Origin of the sequence: Caulobacter sp. Root1472, assembly GCF_001426985.1 — a bacterium.
GTDB lineage: Bacteria > Pseudomonadota > Alphaproteobacteria > Caulobacterales > Caulobacteraceae > Caulobacter > Caulobacter rhizosphaerae.
The window spans coordinates 61,812-77,880 of the sequence record NZ_LMFX01000002.1 but is presented as its reverse complement, the minus strand read 5'-3'; the positions used below and the strand labels follow the sequence as shown (position 1 = coordinate 77,880).

Annotated in this window: 10 protein-coding genes; 6 read left to right on the top strand and 4 right to left on the bottom strand. The window is 68.2% G+C overall.

Annotated elements, in window-relative coordinates:
* Positions 1-13: 13 nt before the first annotated feature.
* The 4 genes from treF to ASD47_RS03455 form a co-directional block, all read right to left on the bottom strand.
* Positions 14-1,606: an alpha,alpha-trehalase TreF gene (gene treF, locus ASD47_RS03470; RefSeq protein ID WP_082564437.1), complete on the bottom strand. Its 1,593-nt coding sequence runs from the start codon at positions 1,604-1,606 to the stop codon at positions 14-16.
* 268 nt (positions 1,607-1,874) lie between these two features.
* Positions 1,875-4,469, bottom strand: coding sequence for a TonB-dependent receptor (locus tag ASD47_RS03465; protein WP_056751724.1), 2,595 nt, complete (start codon positions 4,467-4,469; stop codon positions 1,875-1,877).
* A 58-nt stretch (positions 4,470-4,527) separates the two neighbouring features.
* Positions 4,528-5,607, bottom strand: coding sequence for a FecR domain-containing protein (locus ASD47_RS03460; RefSeq protein ID WP_056751720.1), 1,080 nt, complete (start codon positions 5,605-5,607; stop codon positions 4,528-4,530).
* On the bottom strand, positions 5,604-6,110 hold the full coding sequence (locus ASD47_RS03455; protein ID WP_056751717.1) for an RNA polymerase sigma factor: 507 nt from the start codon (positions 6,108-6,110) through the stop codon (positions 5,604-5,606). Before ASD47_RS03455 ends, ASD47_RS03460 begins: the two co-directional genes overlap by 4 nt.
* A 187-nt stretch (positions 6,111-6,297) precedes the next feature.
* Here ASD47_RS03455 and ASD47_RS03450 point away from each other — a divergent pair, with 187 nt between their 5' ends.
* The 6 genes from ASD47_RS03450 (at position 6,298) to ASD47_RS03425 (ending at position 16,062) form a co-directional block, all read left to right on the top strand.
* Positions 6,298-7,236 carry a polysaccharide deacetylase family protein gene (locus ASD47_RS03450; RefSeq protein WP_082564436.1) on the top strand — a complete coding sequence of 313 codons (939 nt, stop codon included), beginning with the start codon at positions 6,298-6,300 and terminating at the stop codon, positions 7,234-7,236.
* 103 nt (positions 7,237-7,339) lie between these two features.
* Positions 7,340-9,001 (top strand): carboxylesterase/lipase family protein, encoded by a 1,662-nt coding sequence (locus tag ASD47_RS03445; RefSeq protein WP_056751891.1) that lies wholly within the window; start codon positions 7,340-7,342, stop codon positions 8,999-9,001.
* Positions 9,002-9,555: 554 nt separating this feature from the next.
* The gene (locus ASD47_RS03440) at positions 9,556-12,663 is read left to right on the top strand and encodes a TonB-dependent receptor (protein WP_056751714.1); all 3,108 of its coding nucleotides are present in this window, start codon (positions 9,556-9,558) and stop codon (positions 12,661-12,663) included.
* 129 nt (positions 12,664-12,792) lie between these two features.
* Positions 12,793-13,506, top strand: coding sequence for a SapC family protein (locus tag ASD47_RS03435; protein ID WP_056751712.1), 714 nt, complete (start codon positions 12,793-12,795; stop codon positions 13,504-13,506).
* Between the two features lie 14 nt (positions 13,507-13,520).
* The gene (locus ASD47_RS03430; protein WP_056751710.1) at positions 13,521-14,552 is read left to right on the top strand and encodes a cupin-like domain-containing protein; all 1,032 of its coding nucleotides are present in this window, start codon (positions 13,521-13,523) and stop codon (positions 14,550-14,552) included.
* A 19-nt stretch (positions 14,553-14,571) separates the two neighbouring features.
* Entirely contained in the window at positions 14,572-16,062 is a 1,491-nt protein-coding gene (locus ASD47_RS03425) for a tryptophan halogenase family protein (RefSeq protein WP_056751708.1), read from the top strand.
* Positions 16,063-16,069 lie beyond the last annotated feature (7 nt).

Genomic DNA, 16,069 nt, shown 5'->3' with positions numbered 1-16,069 from the left:
TTCGTGGAGGCGGTCAGCCCGGCGCCGGATAGAGGTCGAGCAGGGCGCGGGTGACGCCGTTGGTCCAGCCGAAGCCGTCCTGCAGCGGGTATTCGCCGCCGCCGCCGGCCTTGGCCTCCTCGACGTCGTACTTCTCCAGCATCTTGCCGCTGGCCTTGTACTCGCGGGCCACCGTGGCCAGCCAGCGCTGGCCGATGTCCCTGGCCAGGTCCTCCTCGCCGTAGCGGCGCAGGCCCGACACAGCCACCCACTGCATCGGGGCCCAGCCGTTGGGGGTGTCCCATTGTTGGCCCGTGGCGACGGTGGTGGTGCGCAGGCCGCCCGGCGCGAGCAGCAGGGCGCGGGTGGTCGCCGCCACCGCCTTGGCCTGGTCCGGGCTGGCCGCCCCGACGAACAGCGGATACAGCGTCGCGGCGCTGGGATGGTCCAGCCGCGTCCGTTCGCGCCACTGGTAGTCGAGATAGAGGCCGCGCGGAGCGTCCCAAAGGTAGGCGTCCATCGCCGTCCGGCGGGCCTTGGCGCGGCCGCTGAACTCAGCGACGCAGGGCGCGTCCGCCAGGTCGGCGCAGCCCTGGGCAATGGCCGTCTCCAGGCCGAACAGCAGGGCGTTCAGGTCGACCGGGAGGATCGCGGTCGTCTGGATGGTCTTCAGGCTCTTGCCGTCGGCCATCCACCGCGAACTGAAATCCCAGCCGCTCTCGGCGCCCGAACGCAGGTCGCGGAAGACCTCGCCGGCCGGGCGGTTGGTCACCGCACGGGCGGTCAGCACGTCCTCGCGGTAGGACTCGTCGCGCGGCGTGGTCCGGTCGTCGGCGTAGCGGTTGAGGATCGCGCCGTCAGGCAGGGCGACGACCCGGCGATATGCCTGGCCGGGCGCGAGGGTCTTCTCGCCGTCCATCCAGAAGGCGTGCTCGCGGCGCATCAGGTCCAGGCGCTGCTTGAACCGGGCCTTGTCGGTCTTGTCAGCCAATCCCACCATGGCGAAGTAGAACGGCGGCTGCGAGCGGCTCAGATAGTAGCTGCGCGTGCCGTTGGGGATGTGGCCGTAGCGGTCGATCAGCCCGCCGAAATCGTCGACCATGCTCTCCACCGCGTCCTGGCGGCCGTCGGCGGCCAGGCCCAGCATCGTGAAGTAGCTGTCCCAGTAGTACATCTCGCGGAAGCGCCCGCCGGGCACCACGAACGGCTTGTCCAGCGGCAGGGCGCTGCCGCCGTCCACCGCTTCGACCGGCGGGCGGGTCAGCACCGGCCACAGGGCGGCGATGTGGGCCTTCAGGGTGGTGCGGTCCTTGGACGGGGGCGGAAGCGGCGCGCTTAGCGGAACGACAAAATTGGCGTGCACGAAGCGCTTCAGCTCGGCGTCGGTGAAGGCAGCGTGGGCGCGGTAGGCGGCCAGGATCTGGGCGGGCGAACGCCTGGGCGTGGCGTCGACGAAGGTCTTGCCGTCCGGGAACAGCTTGCGCATCTGCACCTGGTGGAACAGCTCGCCATAGGTGTCGGCGGGGGAGGGGACTTCGCTGGCCTTCGGCGCCTGGGCCAGGGCCATAGCCGGGGCGGACAGGGCGAGCCAGAGGGTGGAGGCTGCGAGGACGCGACGATGCTTCACGAAATTCCTCCTTCTCCTCCACTCATCCCGGCGAAAGCCGGGACCCAAGCGGAGGTGGACGTTCCTGGCTCAAAGCCGACCTTCAAGCTCGGCTTGGGTCCCGGCTTTCGCCGGGATGAGTGGAAATTAAATCGGTCAACTCAAAACGATAAAAGCGCGGATCGGGTCCGTGACGAACCCGACCCGCGAGCGGCGCCGCTGGGGGGAGCGGCTCCGTTGCCGCCGGGCCGCTGGGGACGGCCGCGGCGGGTCCTGATCGGGAAACCGGTCAGAAGTTGTAGCCGACGCTGACCTTGAACGACCGGCCCAGGATCGGGCGGGCGTTGGCGCCGCTGGTCGAGCGCGGGTCGCCCTCGGTCAGGCCGTGGCTGTCGGTCAGGTTGTCGGCCGAGACCTGGACGGTGAAGTCGTTGACGTCGAAGATCGCGCCCAGGTCGACCTTGGTGTAGCCCTTCAGCACCTGGGTGTTGGCGTTGTCGGCGAAGCGGTCGTCCACGGCGCTGACCGTGCCGTAGAAGGTCGACTCCACCGAGCCCAGGGTCACGTCGTAGCTGGGGGTGAAGCGGATCATCCAGTCGGGCTGGCGCTGGGCGCTGTTGCCCTTGTTGCCCGGGATCGACGACTTGACGATCTCGGTCTTCTGGAAGGTGCCGTTCAGGGCCAGGGACAGGCCGAAGTCCGAGCGCCAGCGGCCGTCCAGCTCGACGCCGTGGGCCTTGTTGCTGTTGCTTTCCTGGATGCCGCCGACGTCGGCGAACTTGGCGCCCTCGAACTTGTTGGCGAAGCCGGTGGCGTAGAGCTCGAACTGCCCGCTGCGCAGCTTGTAGCCCAGCTCGTATTGGTCGACCGACAGGGTGTCGGTCAGGCCCTCGCGGAAGTTGTCGAAGCTGGGGAACTTGTAGCCGCGCGAATAGCGGCCGAACACGCCGGAGACGGCGTTGATGTCGTAGTTCACCCCGACCGTGTAGCTGGTCTTGCTGTTGCTGTAGTCGGTGGTGCGCAGGGCAAGGCCATCCGGGAAGCCGGGGCCGTCGTCGACCACGTAGTCGGTCTGGAACCGCTCGCGGCGCACGCCCAGGTCGATGCGCAGCGGATCGATCACCTGCCAGGAGTCGGCCAGGTACAGCGCGTCCACGCGCCCGTCGCCGGCCGAGGTCAGGCCGAACTTGAAGCAGCTGGAGGTGCTGCCGGCTGTCGCCAGATTGGCGCAGGTGACCGGGGCGGCCAGGTAGTCGCCATTGGCCTTGACCTGCATCGGCTCGACATTGCCGATGGTCCAGAAGTCGTCGGACTTGAAGCTGGAGGCATAGTAGCCGGCCGACAGCTGGTGGGTCCCGATCGTCTTGGCGATCGACAGGTCGTTGGTCACCGCCTTGATCTTCTTCTCGACGATCCAGGCGCCCCAGTTCTGGACGTAGTCATTGGCGCCCAGGGCGGTCCCGCCGCGGGTGGTGATCGCGCCGGGAACCACGGTGTTCAGCGCGGCCACGGTGATCGCCGCTCCGTCCGGCACCAGGCCGTAGGTGTTGGCGTCACCGTCGGTCAGGCTGAAGCGGTCGCGCACCTGCCAGCCGTCACCGAACTCGTGCTCGAAGCTGCCGCCGGCCACATAGCCCTTGAAGCCTCGACCGTCGGCCAGGTCGAAATTGCGGGTCGCGCCGGCGCCGTTGACCTGCAGGGTGTGGAAGCGGCTGGCCTCGCCCAGCTGGGTGTATTCGCCCTTGTCCACGCCCGGCACGTTGATCGCGAACGGCAGGTACCAGGCGCCGTGGTCGTCGGTATAGCGGGCGTAGAGGTTCAGCTTCCCCCGCTCCATCCGCTTGGTGATGTTGACGGTGAATTGCTGGCCGACCTCGCTGTCGAATTGGGTGTCGCGCACGCCGGGCGAGGTGGTCGCATAGCCGCCGACCATGAAATAGAGGTCGTCGGCCAGCTTGCCGCTCAACAGGCCGTCGACGCGGCGCAGGTCGTAGTCGGAGGTGGTCAGCTTGACCAGGCCGTGGGTCTCCTCGCCGCCTTCCTTGAGCTGGAAGTTGGTGGTCAGGCCCGGCTGGCCGTTGGAGAAGATCGGGTTGGGGCCGCCGCGCAGGGCCTCCATCCGCGAGATGGTCTCGTCGACCCGGAAGATCGAGCTGTTCTCCAGGAACGACAGGGTCGAAGGCGGATAGATCGGCGAACCCTGCAACTGGATGGTCAGGAACTCGGCGTCGCCGGTGGCGGGGAAGCCGCGCACGAAAACGTTGGCGCCGGCCACCCCGCCGGAGGTCTCGACCCAGACGCCGGGCACCAGGGTCAGCAGCTCGGCCGTGCTCTTGGGGGAGGCCTTGGTGATGTCGTCGGCGTTGACCGTGGTGACCGCGAAGCTGGCGGCCAGCTTGTCGATGCCCTTGCCGCCTGGGGTGCCGACCACGATCAGCTCGTCGACCTGGGCGGGCGTGTCGGGCGTGGGCTCGACGGCGGTGGCGGGCTGGGCCTCGGTCTGGGCGCTGGTGGCCACCAGCAGGGTCTTGGCGCGGATGGCGTAGACGCCGCTGGCGGTGGCCTGGGCGCTCAGGCCCGTGCCGTTCAGCAGACGCTTGAGGCCGGCCTCGGCGGTGTAGGCGCCGGTCAGGGCCGGGGCGCGCTTGCCGCGCACGCTGGCCTCGTCATAGGCCAGCTGCTGGCCCGAGGTCTGGCCGAAGGCTCGCAGGGCGCCGCTCAGGTCCTGGGCGGGAATGTCGAAGCTGTAGGTGGCTCCCCGTGTCTGCTGAGGGGCCTGCTGGGCGTGGACGGCCACCGGGGCGGCCAGCAGCATCAGGGCCGCGGCGGCGGTGGAGCCCAGGGCCCAATGGCGATGCGGGCGGCGGTCGAAGGATCTGCGCATGTGTCTTCCCTCCCAAGCGCGCCGACGTTGATTGCGGCGCTTTGGAAGGTGAGACGCCTCAACTCGTCGAAGGCACACCGGCCGGCGTGGAATTTTTTTGGCCGTGGTCGATTTTCAGCACGGTCACGCCATTGGCCGCAACCGCGTGGACCGGCAGGACGGCCGTCACCCCGTCGACGAAGGCCCCGGTGTCGCCCGAGGTGAACACCCCGCTGATCCGCAGCTTGGCCACGCCCGGGTCGCCAATCCGCAGCTTGTCGCGGGCGTAGCGGTTCACGCGCTCGACGGCCAGGTCCATGGGCTCGTCCTGGAACACCAGCTGGCCGTTCTCCCAGGCCCGGGCCCGGATCGGGTCCAGCTGGCTGACCACGGTGGCGCTGGTCCGGGTCGAGGTCACCAGCTCGTGGTCGGGGGTCAGCAGGCGATCGGCGGGCGCGCCGTCGATCTGGACGGGCGCGGCCTTGTCGGCCCGGCCCGTCTTGTCGTCCAGCACCGCCACGTGGCCTTCGTACAGCACCACCCGCATCTGGCCGGTCAGGCGCTCGACGCTGAACACCGTGCCGGTGGCCACCACCAGCTTGTCGCCGGCCGCCACCGAGAACGGCCGCAGCGGGTCCTTGGCGACCGAGAACTTGGCTCGGCCGCTGTCCAGCCACAGGCGGCGGCGGCCGCTTTCGTACTTCACCTTCAGCACCGTGGCGCTGTCGAGCGAGGCCCGCGAGCCGTCGGCCAGCTCGACGATCCGCCGCTCGCCCTCGGTGGTGCGGTAGACGTCGGGCAGGCTGGCCCGCCAGGCGAGCCCGGCCCCTACGGCGACGACCAGGCCGGCGGCCAGGCCGGCCCACAGCGCCGGGCGGCGGCCGGGACGGGCCCAGCGGCCGTGCTGGGCGCGGCGCAGGTCCTCGAGCGCCTCGCGCCGAAGCGCGATCAGGCCGGGGCTGGCGGCCTGCGCCTCGATGGCGCGCCAGGCGGTGACGGCGTCGTCCAGCAGGCCGCGATGGGCCGGGTCGGCCTCGAACCAGGCCTGCAGGTCGGCCTGTTCGGCCGGGGAAAGGTCGTCGTCGGCCAGCCGCATGCACCACAGGGCGGCCTGCTCGCGGGCGGTGTCCAGCCGGTCGTCGGGCGAGATCATGGTCATTCGCCGGCCCTCACGCGTCGGGTCAGGTGGGTCATGGCCTTGAGGATATGCTTTTGCACCGCGCTGACGGAGACGCCGTACAGGGCGGCGAGTTCGGCTTGTTTCATGCCTTCCAGACGGAACAGGAGAAAGATGGCGCGAGTGCGCTCGGGCAGTTCGCGCAGGGCGTCCGAGACCTCGCCCAGGCTCTCGCGGCCCAGCAGCACCCGGGCGGGGTCCAGGGGCTCCAGGTCGAGGGCGCCGGTGTCGAGGCTGGCGCGGTAGTTGGCCCGCACCTTCTCGCGCCGGCCCCGGTCGCGCAGCAGGTTGGCGGCCATCTGGAAGATGTAGGCGTCGGCGTTGTCGATTGAACTGGCTTCAGCGGTCGCCAGCTTGGCGAACAGCTCCTGGGTCATGTCCTCGGCGTCGCCGTGGCTGGCGGCGCGGCGCATGAAGAACGCCATCAGCGCGGGCCGATAGCGCCGGTCGAGTCTGTTCAGGTCTGGCTCGGTCGCTGGCCGCACGGTTCCGCCTGCTGGAGGGTTTGACGATTTTCCCAGGATGTATGACGCACGTCGCGCCAAAACCCCCACCGTGTCCCGCAAGTTTTCGCGCGGGGCGTCGGCGTCGTGCGATCGGCCTTGCGGCGAAGGCGAAGGGTGGCATAAATGGTAGCGTTATCATTCGCCAAGGAATGAAGCGGGAGGACGCATGGGTATCGAGCGCGCGTGGGTGCGGGTGTTGACGCGCTGCATCGCGCCTCTGGTCGCCGCGACGACGATGGGCGCCGCGCAAGCCGCCACTCCAGTGAAGATCGCCCTGACCTTCGACGACCTGCCCGCCCACAGCGCCCTGCCGCCGGGCGTCAGCCGCATCGACGTGGCCGGCCGGCTGCTGGCCGCCTTCCACGATGCGAGGACGGGGCCGGTATACGGCTTCGTCAACGGTGTGCACGAAGAGCGCGAGCCGGACTCGGTGGGCGTGCTGTCGCTGTGGCGCGCGGCCGGTCACCCGCTGGCCAACCACACCTGGTCGCATCTGGACCTGAACACCCACGGCCTGGCCGACTGGGAGGCCGACCTCGTCCGCAACGAGGCGCTGCTGCAAAGGCACATGGCCGGCCAGGATTGGCGCTGGCTGCGCTATCCATTCCTCAGCGAGGGCGAGACGCCGGAAAAGCACGTCGCGGCGCGCAAGCTGCTCAAGGCCCATGGCTACCGCATCGCCAGCGTGACCATGAGTTTCGGCGACTACGCCTGGAACGAGCCCTATGCTCGCTGCATGGTCAAGGGCGACGCGGCGGCGGTGGCGTCGCTGGAGGCCAGCTACCTGAAGGCCGCCAAGGACAGCCTGGACTATTCGCGCCGCCTGTCGGCCACGCTGTACGGCCGCGACATTGCCTATGTGCAGCTGATGCACGCCGGAGCCTTCGACGCCCGGGTCATGCCGCGATTGCTGAAGATGTACCAGGACAACGGCGCCAAGTTCGTCAGCCTGGAGGAGGCCGAGCGTGACAAGTTCTACGCGGCCGACTTCAAGACGCAGGCGACCGAGGCGCCGACCACGCTGGAGAACGCCATGAAGGCCAAGGGCCTGCCGGTCCCCAAGCTGGACTTGCCCTTCGCGGAGCTCGACAGGATGTGCCGATAGGCCGTTGCTCCGCGTCGCCGACCAAGGTCGGGCTAGGAAGTCCAGGCGCCTTCGGGATGGATCCTAGTTCCGCCTTGGCGGTCCATCGAAACAGGAGTTGCCCGTGACGTCCTTGATCCGCAACGCCGACATCAATCGCCGCCGGCTCCTGGCCACGGGGGCGGCGGCTGGCGTCCTGGCCATGCCGATGGCCGCCTGCGCCGCCGACGCGCCGTCCGAGGCCGTGGAAGTCCAGATCGCCGAGGGGCGGCTGCGCGGCGCGCGGACCGGCGGCGTCGACGCCTACAAGGGCGTGCCCTATGGGGCCAGCGTCTCGGGCATGAACCGCTTCAAGCCGGCCAGTCCGGTCGCGCCCTGGACCGGCGTGTTCGACGCCACCAGGCTCGGGACGCCGTCGCTGCAGGACCCGACCACGGTCTATGGCAAGAACGAGCCCCCGCCCGGCGAGGACTGCCTGGTGCTGAACGTCTGGACTCCGGCCGGCGGCGGCAAGGGCAGGCCGGTGATGGTCTACAGCCATGGCGGCGGCTACACGACCGGCTCCGGGGGCAGCACCGCCCAGGACGGTTCCATGCTGGCCCGTGAGCACGACGTGGTGGTGGTGGCCACCAACCACCGGCTGGGCGTGCTGGGCTATCTGTACCTGGGCGAGCTGGGCGGGGCCGACTACGCCGGCTCGGGCAACCAGGGTTTGTCCGACATCGTGCTGGCCCTGAAGTGGGTACAGCGGAACATTGAGGCCTTTGGCGGTGATCCGGCCAATGTGACGATCTTCGGCGAAAGCGGCGGCGGGGCCAAGACCTCGTGCCTCTACGCGATGCCGTCGGTCGCGCCGCTATTCTCCAAGGCGATTATCCAGAGCGGGCCGGTGGTGCGGATAACCACCCCCGACGTTGCGGCCCAGACGACGCGGATGTTCCTGGAGCAGTTGGAGATCGCCCCGGCCGACTGGCGCGAGGTGCTCGACGTTCCCGCGCCCCAGATCCTGGCCGCCCAGAAGGCGCTGAACGCCAAGGTCAAGAGCGACAGCGGCGGCTGGCGCGGGATCCAGTCGCTGACGCCGGGAACCTATGGCCCGATCCTCGACGGCGACTTGCTGCCGCATCATCCGTTCGATCCCACCGCCCCCGCCAGCGCCGCCGACAAGCCGCTGATGATCGGCTGGCTGGACAACGAAGCGGCCTTCTTCGCCTGGACGGGCAAGGACGTCGAGGCGTTCCGGCTGGACGAGGCGGGGCTGAAAGCGCGGCTGTCGGGCAGGTTCGGCGACAAGGCCCCGGCCCTGATCGACGCCTACCGCTCAGACCGTCCGGGCGCGACGCCCAGCGATATCTACCTGGCGGCGGCCAGCTACTACGCCATGGGCGCGGGTTCGGTGCTCGCCGCCGAACGCAAGGCGGCCCAAGGCCGGGCGCCAGCCTATGTCTACAACATCGCCTATCGCTCGAACCGCAGGATGGACGGGACCGACATCGAGCTGGGGGCCATGCACGCCAGCGACATCCCCCTGGTGTTCAACACCGTCGCCTCGCCCGACACCTTGGCCGGCAGCCGGGCCGACCGCTTCGCCGCGGCGCGCAATGTCAGCGCCATGTGGGCCAACTTCGCGCGGACGGGCCGGCCGAGCGCGCCGGGACAGCCGGCCTGGCCTCCCTACGACCCGAAGACCCGCTCGACCATGGTTCTGGACGTGGCTTGCACGGTGGTTCCAGACCGGTTCGGCGCCGAGCGACGGGCCTGGGCGAAGGTGGATCCGGCGGCGTGAGCTTTGCCGGGCTGTGATCGAAAAGGCGGGGCCGACATCTGGGATGGCGGCCCCTGAAGTGGTCCACGGGCGGATCGAGCAAGCGTTCAAGAGCGCCGGCTCTCAAAGCCGAAGATAGCGGTAACAGTCTCCCCGGTTGCGTCAACGGGGTTTGTCTCGCGCACCTTCGCGACTCGGCGTGGAGGAGAGCCGCGCGTGACCGCCGTGGTAGAGCTTCAAATCCCTTTCAGGCCTAGCGGTTGCAGCGATCCTCTGTGTCTGGTCTGCAACAATGGGTTGGCCAGCGTGAAAAAAGCTTCGTCGTCAAAAAGGCATAATTCGCCTGCGCTGCCTGGCTTTCGAGGCATTTGTATGAATTATAAGCCGAAACAGCGCTGTCAGAATTCATTTTCGGCTGCTTGACCGAGTTCAGATACTGATGTTACCGCTAACGGAGTTGTCGACGTCCGGTTGTTTTTGACGAGGATCGTCAAAAAATCGCCGGGCGAAGTTATCGGCGCTGAAACAAAAAGAACCGAGCCCTCCGTGTGGGGGCCTTGCGCGGGGAAACGGCCATGAAGCGACACCGTCGCCTGAACACCTCTGCCTCCTTGCTGGCGCTGTCCATGGCGGTGTTCGCCGGCGGGCAGGCCCAGGCTCAGACCAACAACGAAAACAGCACGGTCGACGAGATCGTCGTGACCGGCATCCGGGCGTCGCTGGAGCGATCGATCGAGATCAAGCGCACCAACAGCGGCGTCGTCGATGCGATCTCGGCCGAGGACATCGGCAAGTTCCCCGACACCAACCTGGCGGAATCGCTGCAGCGCATCACCGGCGTGTCGATCGACCGCAGCAATGGCGAAGGCTCGCAGGTCACGGTCCGCGGCTTCGGTGGCGGCTTCAACCTGGTGACCGTCAACGGCCGCACCATGCCCACGGCCAACGTCTCCACCGTCGGCGGCGACCAGTCGGTCGACTTTGCGGCCGGCACCAGCCGTTCGTTCGACTTCTCGAACCTGGCCTCGGAAGGGGTCTCGACCCTGGAGGTCTACAAGACCGGCCGGGCGGCGATCCCGTCGGGCGGCATCGGCGCCACGATCAACGTCAAGACCCGCCACCCGTTCGACGCCCGCGAGAGCGGCCTCAGCGGCAGCATCGGCGTCAAGGGCGTCTACGACACCAGCATGGACGAGAAGCTGGAGGATACGTCCAAGTACACGCCGGAAGTCTCGGGCCTGCTGAACTGGACCGACGCGGACGAGAAATTCGGCGTCAGCCTGTTCGGCAGCTATCAGAAGCGCAACTTCACCAGCCGCAGCGTCACCTCCAACGACTGGAACATCCGCACCTACGCCGACTTCATCAATCCGGCCAACGGCTTCGTCCGCAACGGCGGCGCGACCCAGATCACCAACGCGCCGTCCAATCCCAACACCCTGGTGGCGATCCCCAACGACAGCCGCTACCACTTCTCGCAAGGCCAGCGCGAACGCCTGAACGGCCAGGCCACCCTGCAGTGGCGGCCGGTCGAGAGCGTGACCATCACGGCCGACGCGCTCTACGCCCGCAACAAGACCTACGAGCGGCGCAACGACCAGACCAACTGGTTCAACCGGCCGTTCGACCGGGTGACCTTCGACGACAATCCCGTGGTCGCCACGGCGGTCTTCCTGCAGGAAAACCTCAGCGGCGTGAAGGACACCGGCTTCGAGCAGCAGTACCGGGCCAACGAGGACACCCTGAAGTCGTTCGGCCTGAACGGCGTGTGGGACGTCAACGACCGCTTCAAGGTCTCGGTGGACGGCCACATCTCGAAGGCCGACAGCGCTCCCGACGCGCCGAACGGCACCAGCTCGACCTCGGTCAGCATCGGCGCGCCGATCATCTCGTCGCACTCGGTGGACTACAGCGGCAAGATCCCGATCCAGTCGGTGACGATCAACGACGCCCTGCCGCGCGGCAACGGCAATGGCGTGCTCGACATCGGCGACCTGGGCAGCCAGGTGGCCCGCACCTCGGCCCAGCGCCAGCAGCAGGAGGTCAAGGAGATCCGCGCCGACGCGTCCTACGAGCTGGACGACAACGGCAGCCGCTTCGACTTCGGCTTCAACTACCGCACCTCGAAGATGAGCCAGACCAGCATCAACACCCAGCAGGACCTGGGCAGCTGGGGCATCTCGAACCCGCGCGACGTGTCGCAATACGCCGGCAGCCTGGTCAAGCAGTTCTGCCTGGCCTGCCGGTTCGACAACCTCGACCCCAAGCAGACCGGCACGGGGCTGATCGCCTTCCGGGCCGACGCGATCGACCTCTACAACGCCCTGTCGCCAGCCTATGTCGCCCGCGGCAACGCGGTGGGCGTCACCGGCCAGGACAACAACAAGGTCGACGAGGACATCTGGGCCGGCTACGCCCAGCTGACCTGGAAGGGCGAACTGGCGGGCCGCAACGCCAGCATGGTGGCCGGCGTGCGCTACGAGGAGACCAAGTCGAAGTCGGTCTCGCTGATCCGCACCCCGCAGGCCATCGTCTGGACGGCCGACAACGACTTCCGCGTCGACACGACGACCACCTACTCGCCCGTCTCCGGCAGCAACAAGTACAGCAACCTGCTGCCGGCCCTGGACTTCCAGATGGACCTGGCCAAGGACCTGATCGGCCGCTTCTCGTTCAGCCGCACGATCGCCCGTCCTGACTACGGCAACCTGTTCGCCTCGGTCTCGGCCGGCGCGCCCAACCGCCCGACCGCCAACGGCGCCATCCCCCTGGGCACCCGTGGCAACCCCGAACTGCAGCCGCTGATCTCGGACAACTTCGACGTCTCGGTCGAGTGGTACTACAAGCCCAGCAGCTATGTGTCGGCGGGCTTCTTCGAGAAGCGCGTCAACAACTTCGTCGGCACCGGCACCTTCACCCAGACCCTGTTCGGCCTGCGTGACGCCAGCTCCGGGGCCGCCGGCACGCGGTCGGGCGACGCCAAGGCCTCGCTGACGACGATCGGAGCCGACCAGACCGACGTCAACCTGTTCACGATGACGTCCCTGATCCAGTCCACGGGCTCGGTCGCGGCCGCCACGGCCGTGTTCCAGGCCAATCGCGGTCCCTCGGGAGACCTGAACCAGGCCTTCGTCGACCAGGTCCTGGCCAATACCGACATCAGCCCCAACGCGGCCGACCCGCTGTTCAACTTCCAGGTCGCCCAGCCGATCAACAACAAGACCGGCAAGATCCACGGCTTCGAAATCGCCGCCCAGCACTTCTTCGGCGACACCGGCTTCGGGATCGCCGCGGCCTATACCCTGGTGCGCGGCGACGTCGGCTTCGACATCGCCTCGGATCCGGGCGAGGACCAGTTCGCCCTGCTGGGCCTGAGCGACACGGCCAACGCCACCTTGATCTACGACAAGAACGGGATCTCGGCCCGGCTGGCCTATAACTGGCGCGACAAGTTCCTGCAGGCCACCAATCGCGGCGGCTCGCGCAACCCGGTGTTCGTCGCGCCGTTCGCCCAGCTGGACTTCAACGTCAGCTACGACGTCACGCCCCAGCTGGCGATCTCGCTGGAGGGCATCAACCTGACCAAGGAGAGCCTGCGTACCTATGCGCGCGACGAAAACCAGCTGTGGTACGCGCAGGAACTTGACCGTCGCTTCCTGCTGGGCGCGCGCTACCGCTTCTAAAGGACGAGGACGATGGCGGGTCTCAGGGCCCGCCTGGATTGGGAAAGGGTCGCTGTTCGCAGCGGCCCTTTCTTCTCTAGAATGACCGCGCATCGAACCGATGAGGCGTCGCTTGGGCGAAGGGCGGACATGACCAACAGAGTGCTGCTCAACAATGTCGACCATGGCGACCTGCGCGTCCTCACGGGGCACGGCGCCGCGTTCGGCGACAACATCAACCAGGTGCTGGTCTTCCCCACCGAGTTCGAGGCGGTGCAGCGCGAATACCCGATCTTCTTCCGCAAGGACGCCGACGGGGCGTTCCAGGCCGTCGCCCTGCTGGGCCTGGACCGCGACGAGAACCTGTTCCTTGACCAGCGGGGCTGGAACGCCCGCTACGTGCCCGCCGTCCAGCAGCGCGGGCCGTTCTCGATCGCTCTGCGCGAGCGCGACGGCGAGCCGATGATCCATGTCGACCTGGACCATCCGCGTGTTCGGGCCGGCGAGGGCGAACCGGTGTTCCTGCCCGCCGGGGGCAATTCGCCCTACCTCCAGCACGTGGCTCGCCTGCTGGGCCTGATCTATGACGGCCTGGAGATCGGCAAGGCGATGTTCGAGTCCTTGGCGGCGGCCGAGCTGGTCGAACCGGTCGACGTGGAGATCAAGCTGGACGACCATGTCCAGTACGACCTGCCCGACCTCTACACGATCTCCCAGGCGCGGTTCGCCGCCCTGGACGGCCCCGCGCTGGCGGCGCTGCATCAGGCCGGCTTCCTGGCGGCCGCCCAATGGGTGCTGTCGTCCCTGGGCAATGTCGGGACCCTCGTCGAGCTGAAGAACCGCAAGCGGGCCCTGGCGGCTTGAGCGGGAGGGGGCCGATGATCGACATCGCCCGCAGGACGCCGGTGGTCGAGGGGCTGGCGGCCGGCCAGATCCCGTTCGACGAGATCCTGACCCAACAGCGGCCGACGATCTTCCGCGGCCTGGCGCGCGACTGGCCCCTGGTGCGGGCCGGCCTGGCCTCGCCGCGCGCGGCCATGGATCATCTGCTGGAGTACGACCGAGGCGAACGCTTCGTAGCCTATATCGGCGCGCCGGAGATCAAGGGACGGTTCGGCTACGACGCCGAGGTCTCCCGCCTGAACTTCCAGACCGAGCGGGCGCCGCTGCGCGCCTTTCTGGAGCGGGTCGAGCAGCAACTGCACGTGGTCGACGGTCCGTCGTTCTATATCGGCTCCAGCGACATCGACGCCTATCTGCCCGGCCTGCGCGCCGAGAACGACCTGGGCCTGGACCTCGCCGCCCTGGGCGACGCGACGCCTCTGGCCAGCATCTGGATCGGCAATCGCACGGTGGCGGCGGCCCATTACGACATGTCCAACAACATCGCCGTCTGCGCCGTGGGCCGGCGGCGGTTCACGCTGCTCCCGCCCGAACAGGTGGACAACCTCTATCCCGGCCCGCTGGACCCCACGCCCGGCGGCCAGGCGGTCAGCATGGTCGATTTCGACGCGCCGGACCTTGCGCGGTTCCCAAGGTTCTGGGACGCCCTGGCGGCGGCCCAGGTGGCGGAGCTCGAGCCCGGCGACGTGCTGGTCTATCCGGCCCTGTGGTGGCATCAGGTCGAGGCGCTGGATCCGTTCAACGTGCTGGTGAACTACTGGTGGAACGCCGCGCCGGCCTTCATGGACAGCCCGATGAACACCCTGCTGCACGGCCTGCTCAGCCTTCGCGACCGGCCGGATTTCGAGAAGCAGGCCTGGAAAAAACTGTTCGACTACTACGTCTTCGGTCCCGCGGATCGGGCGGGCGCGCACTTGCCCGAGGCGGCGCGCGGCGACCTCTCGCCCTTGGACGAACGCAAGGCCCGACGGCTGCGGGCCTATCTGCTCAACCGCTTGAACCGCTGACGGCCGCCGGAGGGACCCCATGCAGGACCAGGTCGTGAAGAAGGTCGTCGTCGCCGGGGGCGGCACCGCGGGCTGGATGGCGGCGGCGGCGCTGGCCAGGCAGCTAGGTCCGTTGCTCGACATCAGCCTGGTCGAGTCCGATGAGATCGGCACGGTCGGGGTGGGGGAGTCGACGATCCCCACGGCGCGCACCTTCAACGCCCTCCTGGGCATCGATGAGCCAGCCTTCATGCGCGCCACCCAGGCGACGTTCAAGCTGGGCATCTCGTTCGAGGACTGGGGCCGGGTGGGCGACCGCTACATCCACTCGTTCGGCCAGGTCGGGAAGTCGAACTGGATGGGGAGCTTCCATCACTTCTGGCTGCAGGCCCGGGCGGCCGGCTTCGGCGGCGAGTTGGGTGACTACTGTTTCGAGTTGCAGGCGGCCCTTGCCGACCGGTTCTCGGTCGGCGAAGGGCCCGAGCTGAACTATGCCTATCACCTGGACGCCACGCTTTATGGCGGCTTCCTGCGCCAGATGAGCGAGGGCCTGGGCGTGCGGCGGATCGAGGGCAAGATCGGTCAGGTCGAGCGGCATCCGGAGACCGGCTTCATCCGGGCTCTGGTTCTCGAGAACGGCGACCGGGTCGAGGGCGACCTGTTCATCGACTGCACGGGCTTCCGGGGCCTGCTGATCGAACAGACCCTGAAGGCAGGATACGAGGATTGGAGCCATTGGCTGCCAACCAACAGCGCCCTGGCGGTGCAGACCCGTTCGACCGGTCCGGCGGTTCCCTATACCCGCGCCATCGCCCACCAGGCCGGCTGGCGCTGGAAGATCCCGCTGCAGCACCGGGTGGGCAACGGCCTGGTGTACTGCGACGACTACATGTCCGACGACCAGGCCCGCGAGACCCTGCTGGGCGCGCTGGACGGCGAGCGGCTGATCGAGCCGCGGGTGATCCGCTACCGCACGGGCCGACGGCGCAAGACCTGGTCGAAGAACTGCATCGCCCTGGGCCTGGCCAGCGGCTTCGTGGAACCGCTGGAATCGACCTCGATCCACCTGATCATGATCGGGGTGACGCGGCTGATGCAGCTGTTCCCGTTCGGCGGGGTCAGCGACGCCGTCGTCGCTCGCTACAATCAGCAAGCCGTCGACGAACTGGAGAAGATCCGCGACTTCATCATCCTGCACTACAAGCTGACCGAGCGGACCGACAGCCCGTTCTGGGACCGTTGCCGGACCATGGACATCCCCGACAGCCTGGCCCAGCGCATCGCCCTGTTCCACGAGAGCGCCCAGGCCTTCCAGGCTCCGGGCGAGCTGTTCCAGGTCGATTCCTGGTTGCAGGTGATGCTGGGCCAGCGGCTGGAGCCGGTCGCCCACCACCAGATGGGCCGCCTGATGCCGCCCGAGCAACTGCGCGCCGCTCTGGCCGACCTGAGCGGCAACATCGCCCGCGCGGTCGGCAGCCTGCCGAACCACCAGGCCTTCCTCGACCGATACTGCGGCGTCGCGGCCGCCTGATCCGGCC

Coding starts and splice junctions, on each gene's coding strand:
- ASD47_RS03460 (WP_056751720.1), bottom strand. CDS start 5,607: ATGACCATGATCTCGCCCGACGACCGGCTGGACACCGCCCGCGAGCAG.
- ASD47_RS03450 (WP_082564436.1), top strand. CDS start 6,298: ATGGGTATCGAGCGCGCGTGGGTGCGGGTGTTGACGCGCTGCATCGCG.
- ASD47_RS03430 (WP_056751710.1), top strand. CDS start 13,521: ATGATCGACATCGCCCGCAGGACGCCGGTGGTCGAGGGGCTGGCGGCC.
- ASD47_RS03425 (WP_056751708.1), top strand. CDS start 14,572: ATGCAGGACCAGGTCGTGAAGAAGGTCGTCGTCGCCGGGGGCGGCACC.
- ASD47_RS03435 (WP_056751712.1), top strand. CDS start 12,793: ATGACCAACAGAGTGCTGCTCAACAATGTCGACCATGGCGACCTGCGC.
- ASD47_RS03465 (WP_056751724.1), bottom strand. CDS start 4,469: ATGCGCAGATCCTTCGACCGCCGCCCGCATCGCCATTGGGCCCTGGGC.
- ASD47_RS03440 (WP_056751714.1), top strand. CDS start 9,556: ATGAAGCGACACCGTCGCCTGAACACCTCTGCCTCCTTGCTGGCGCTG.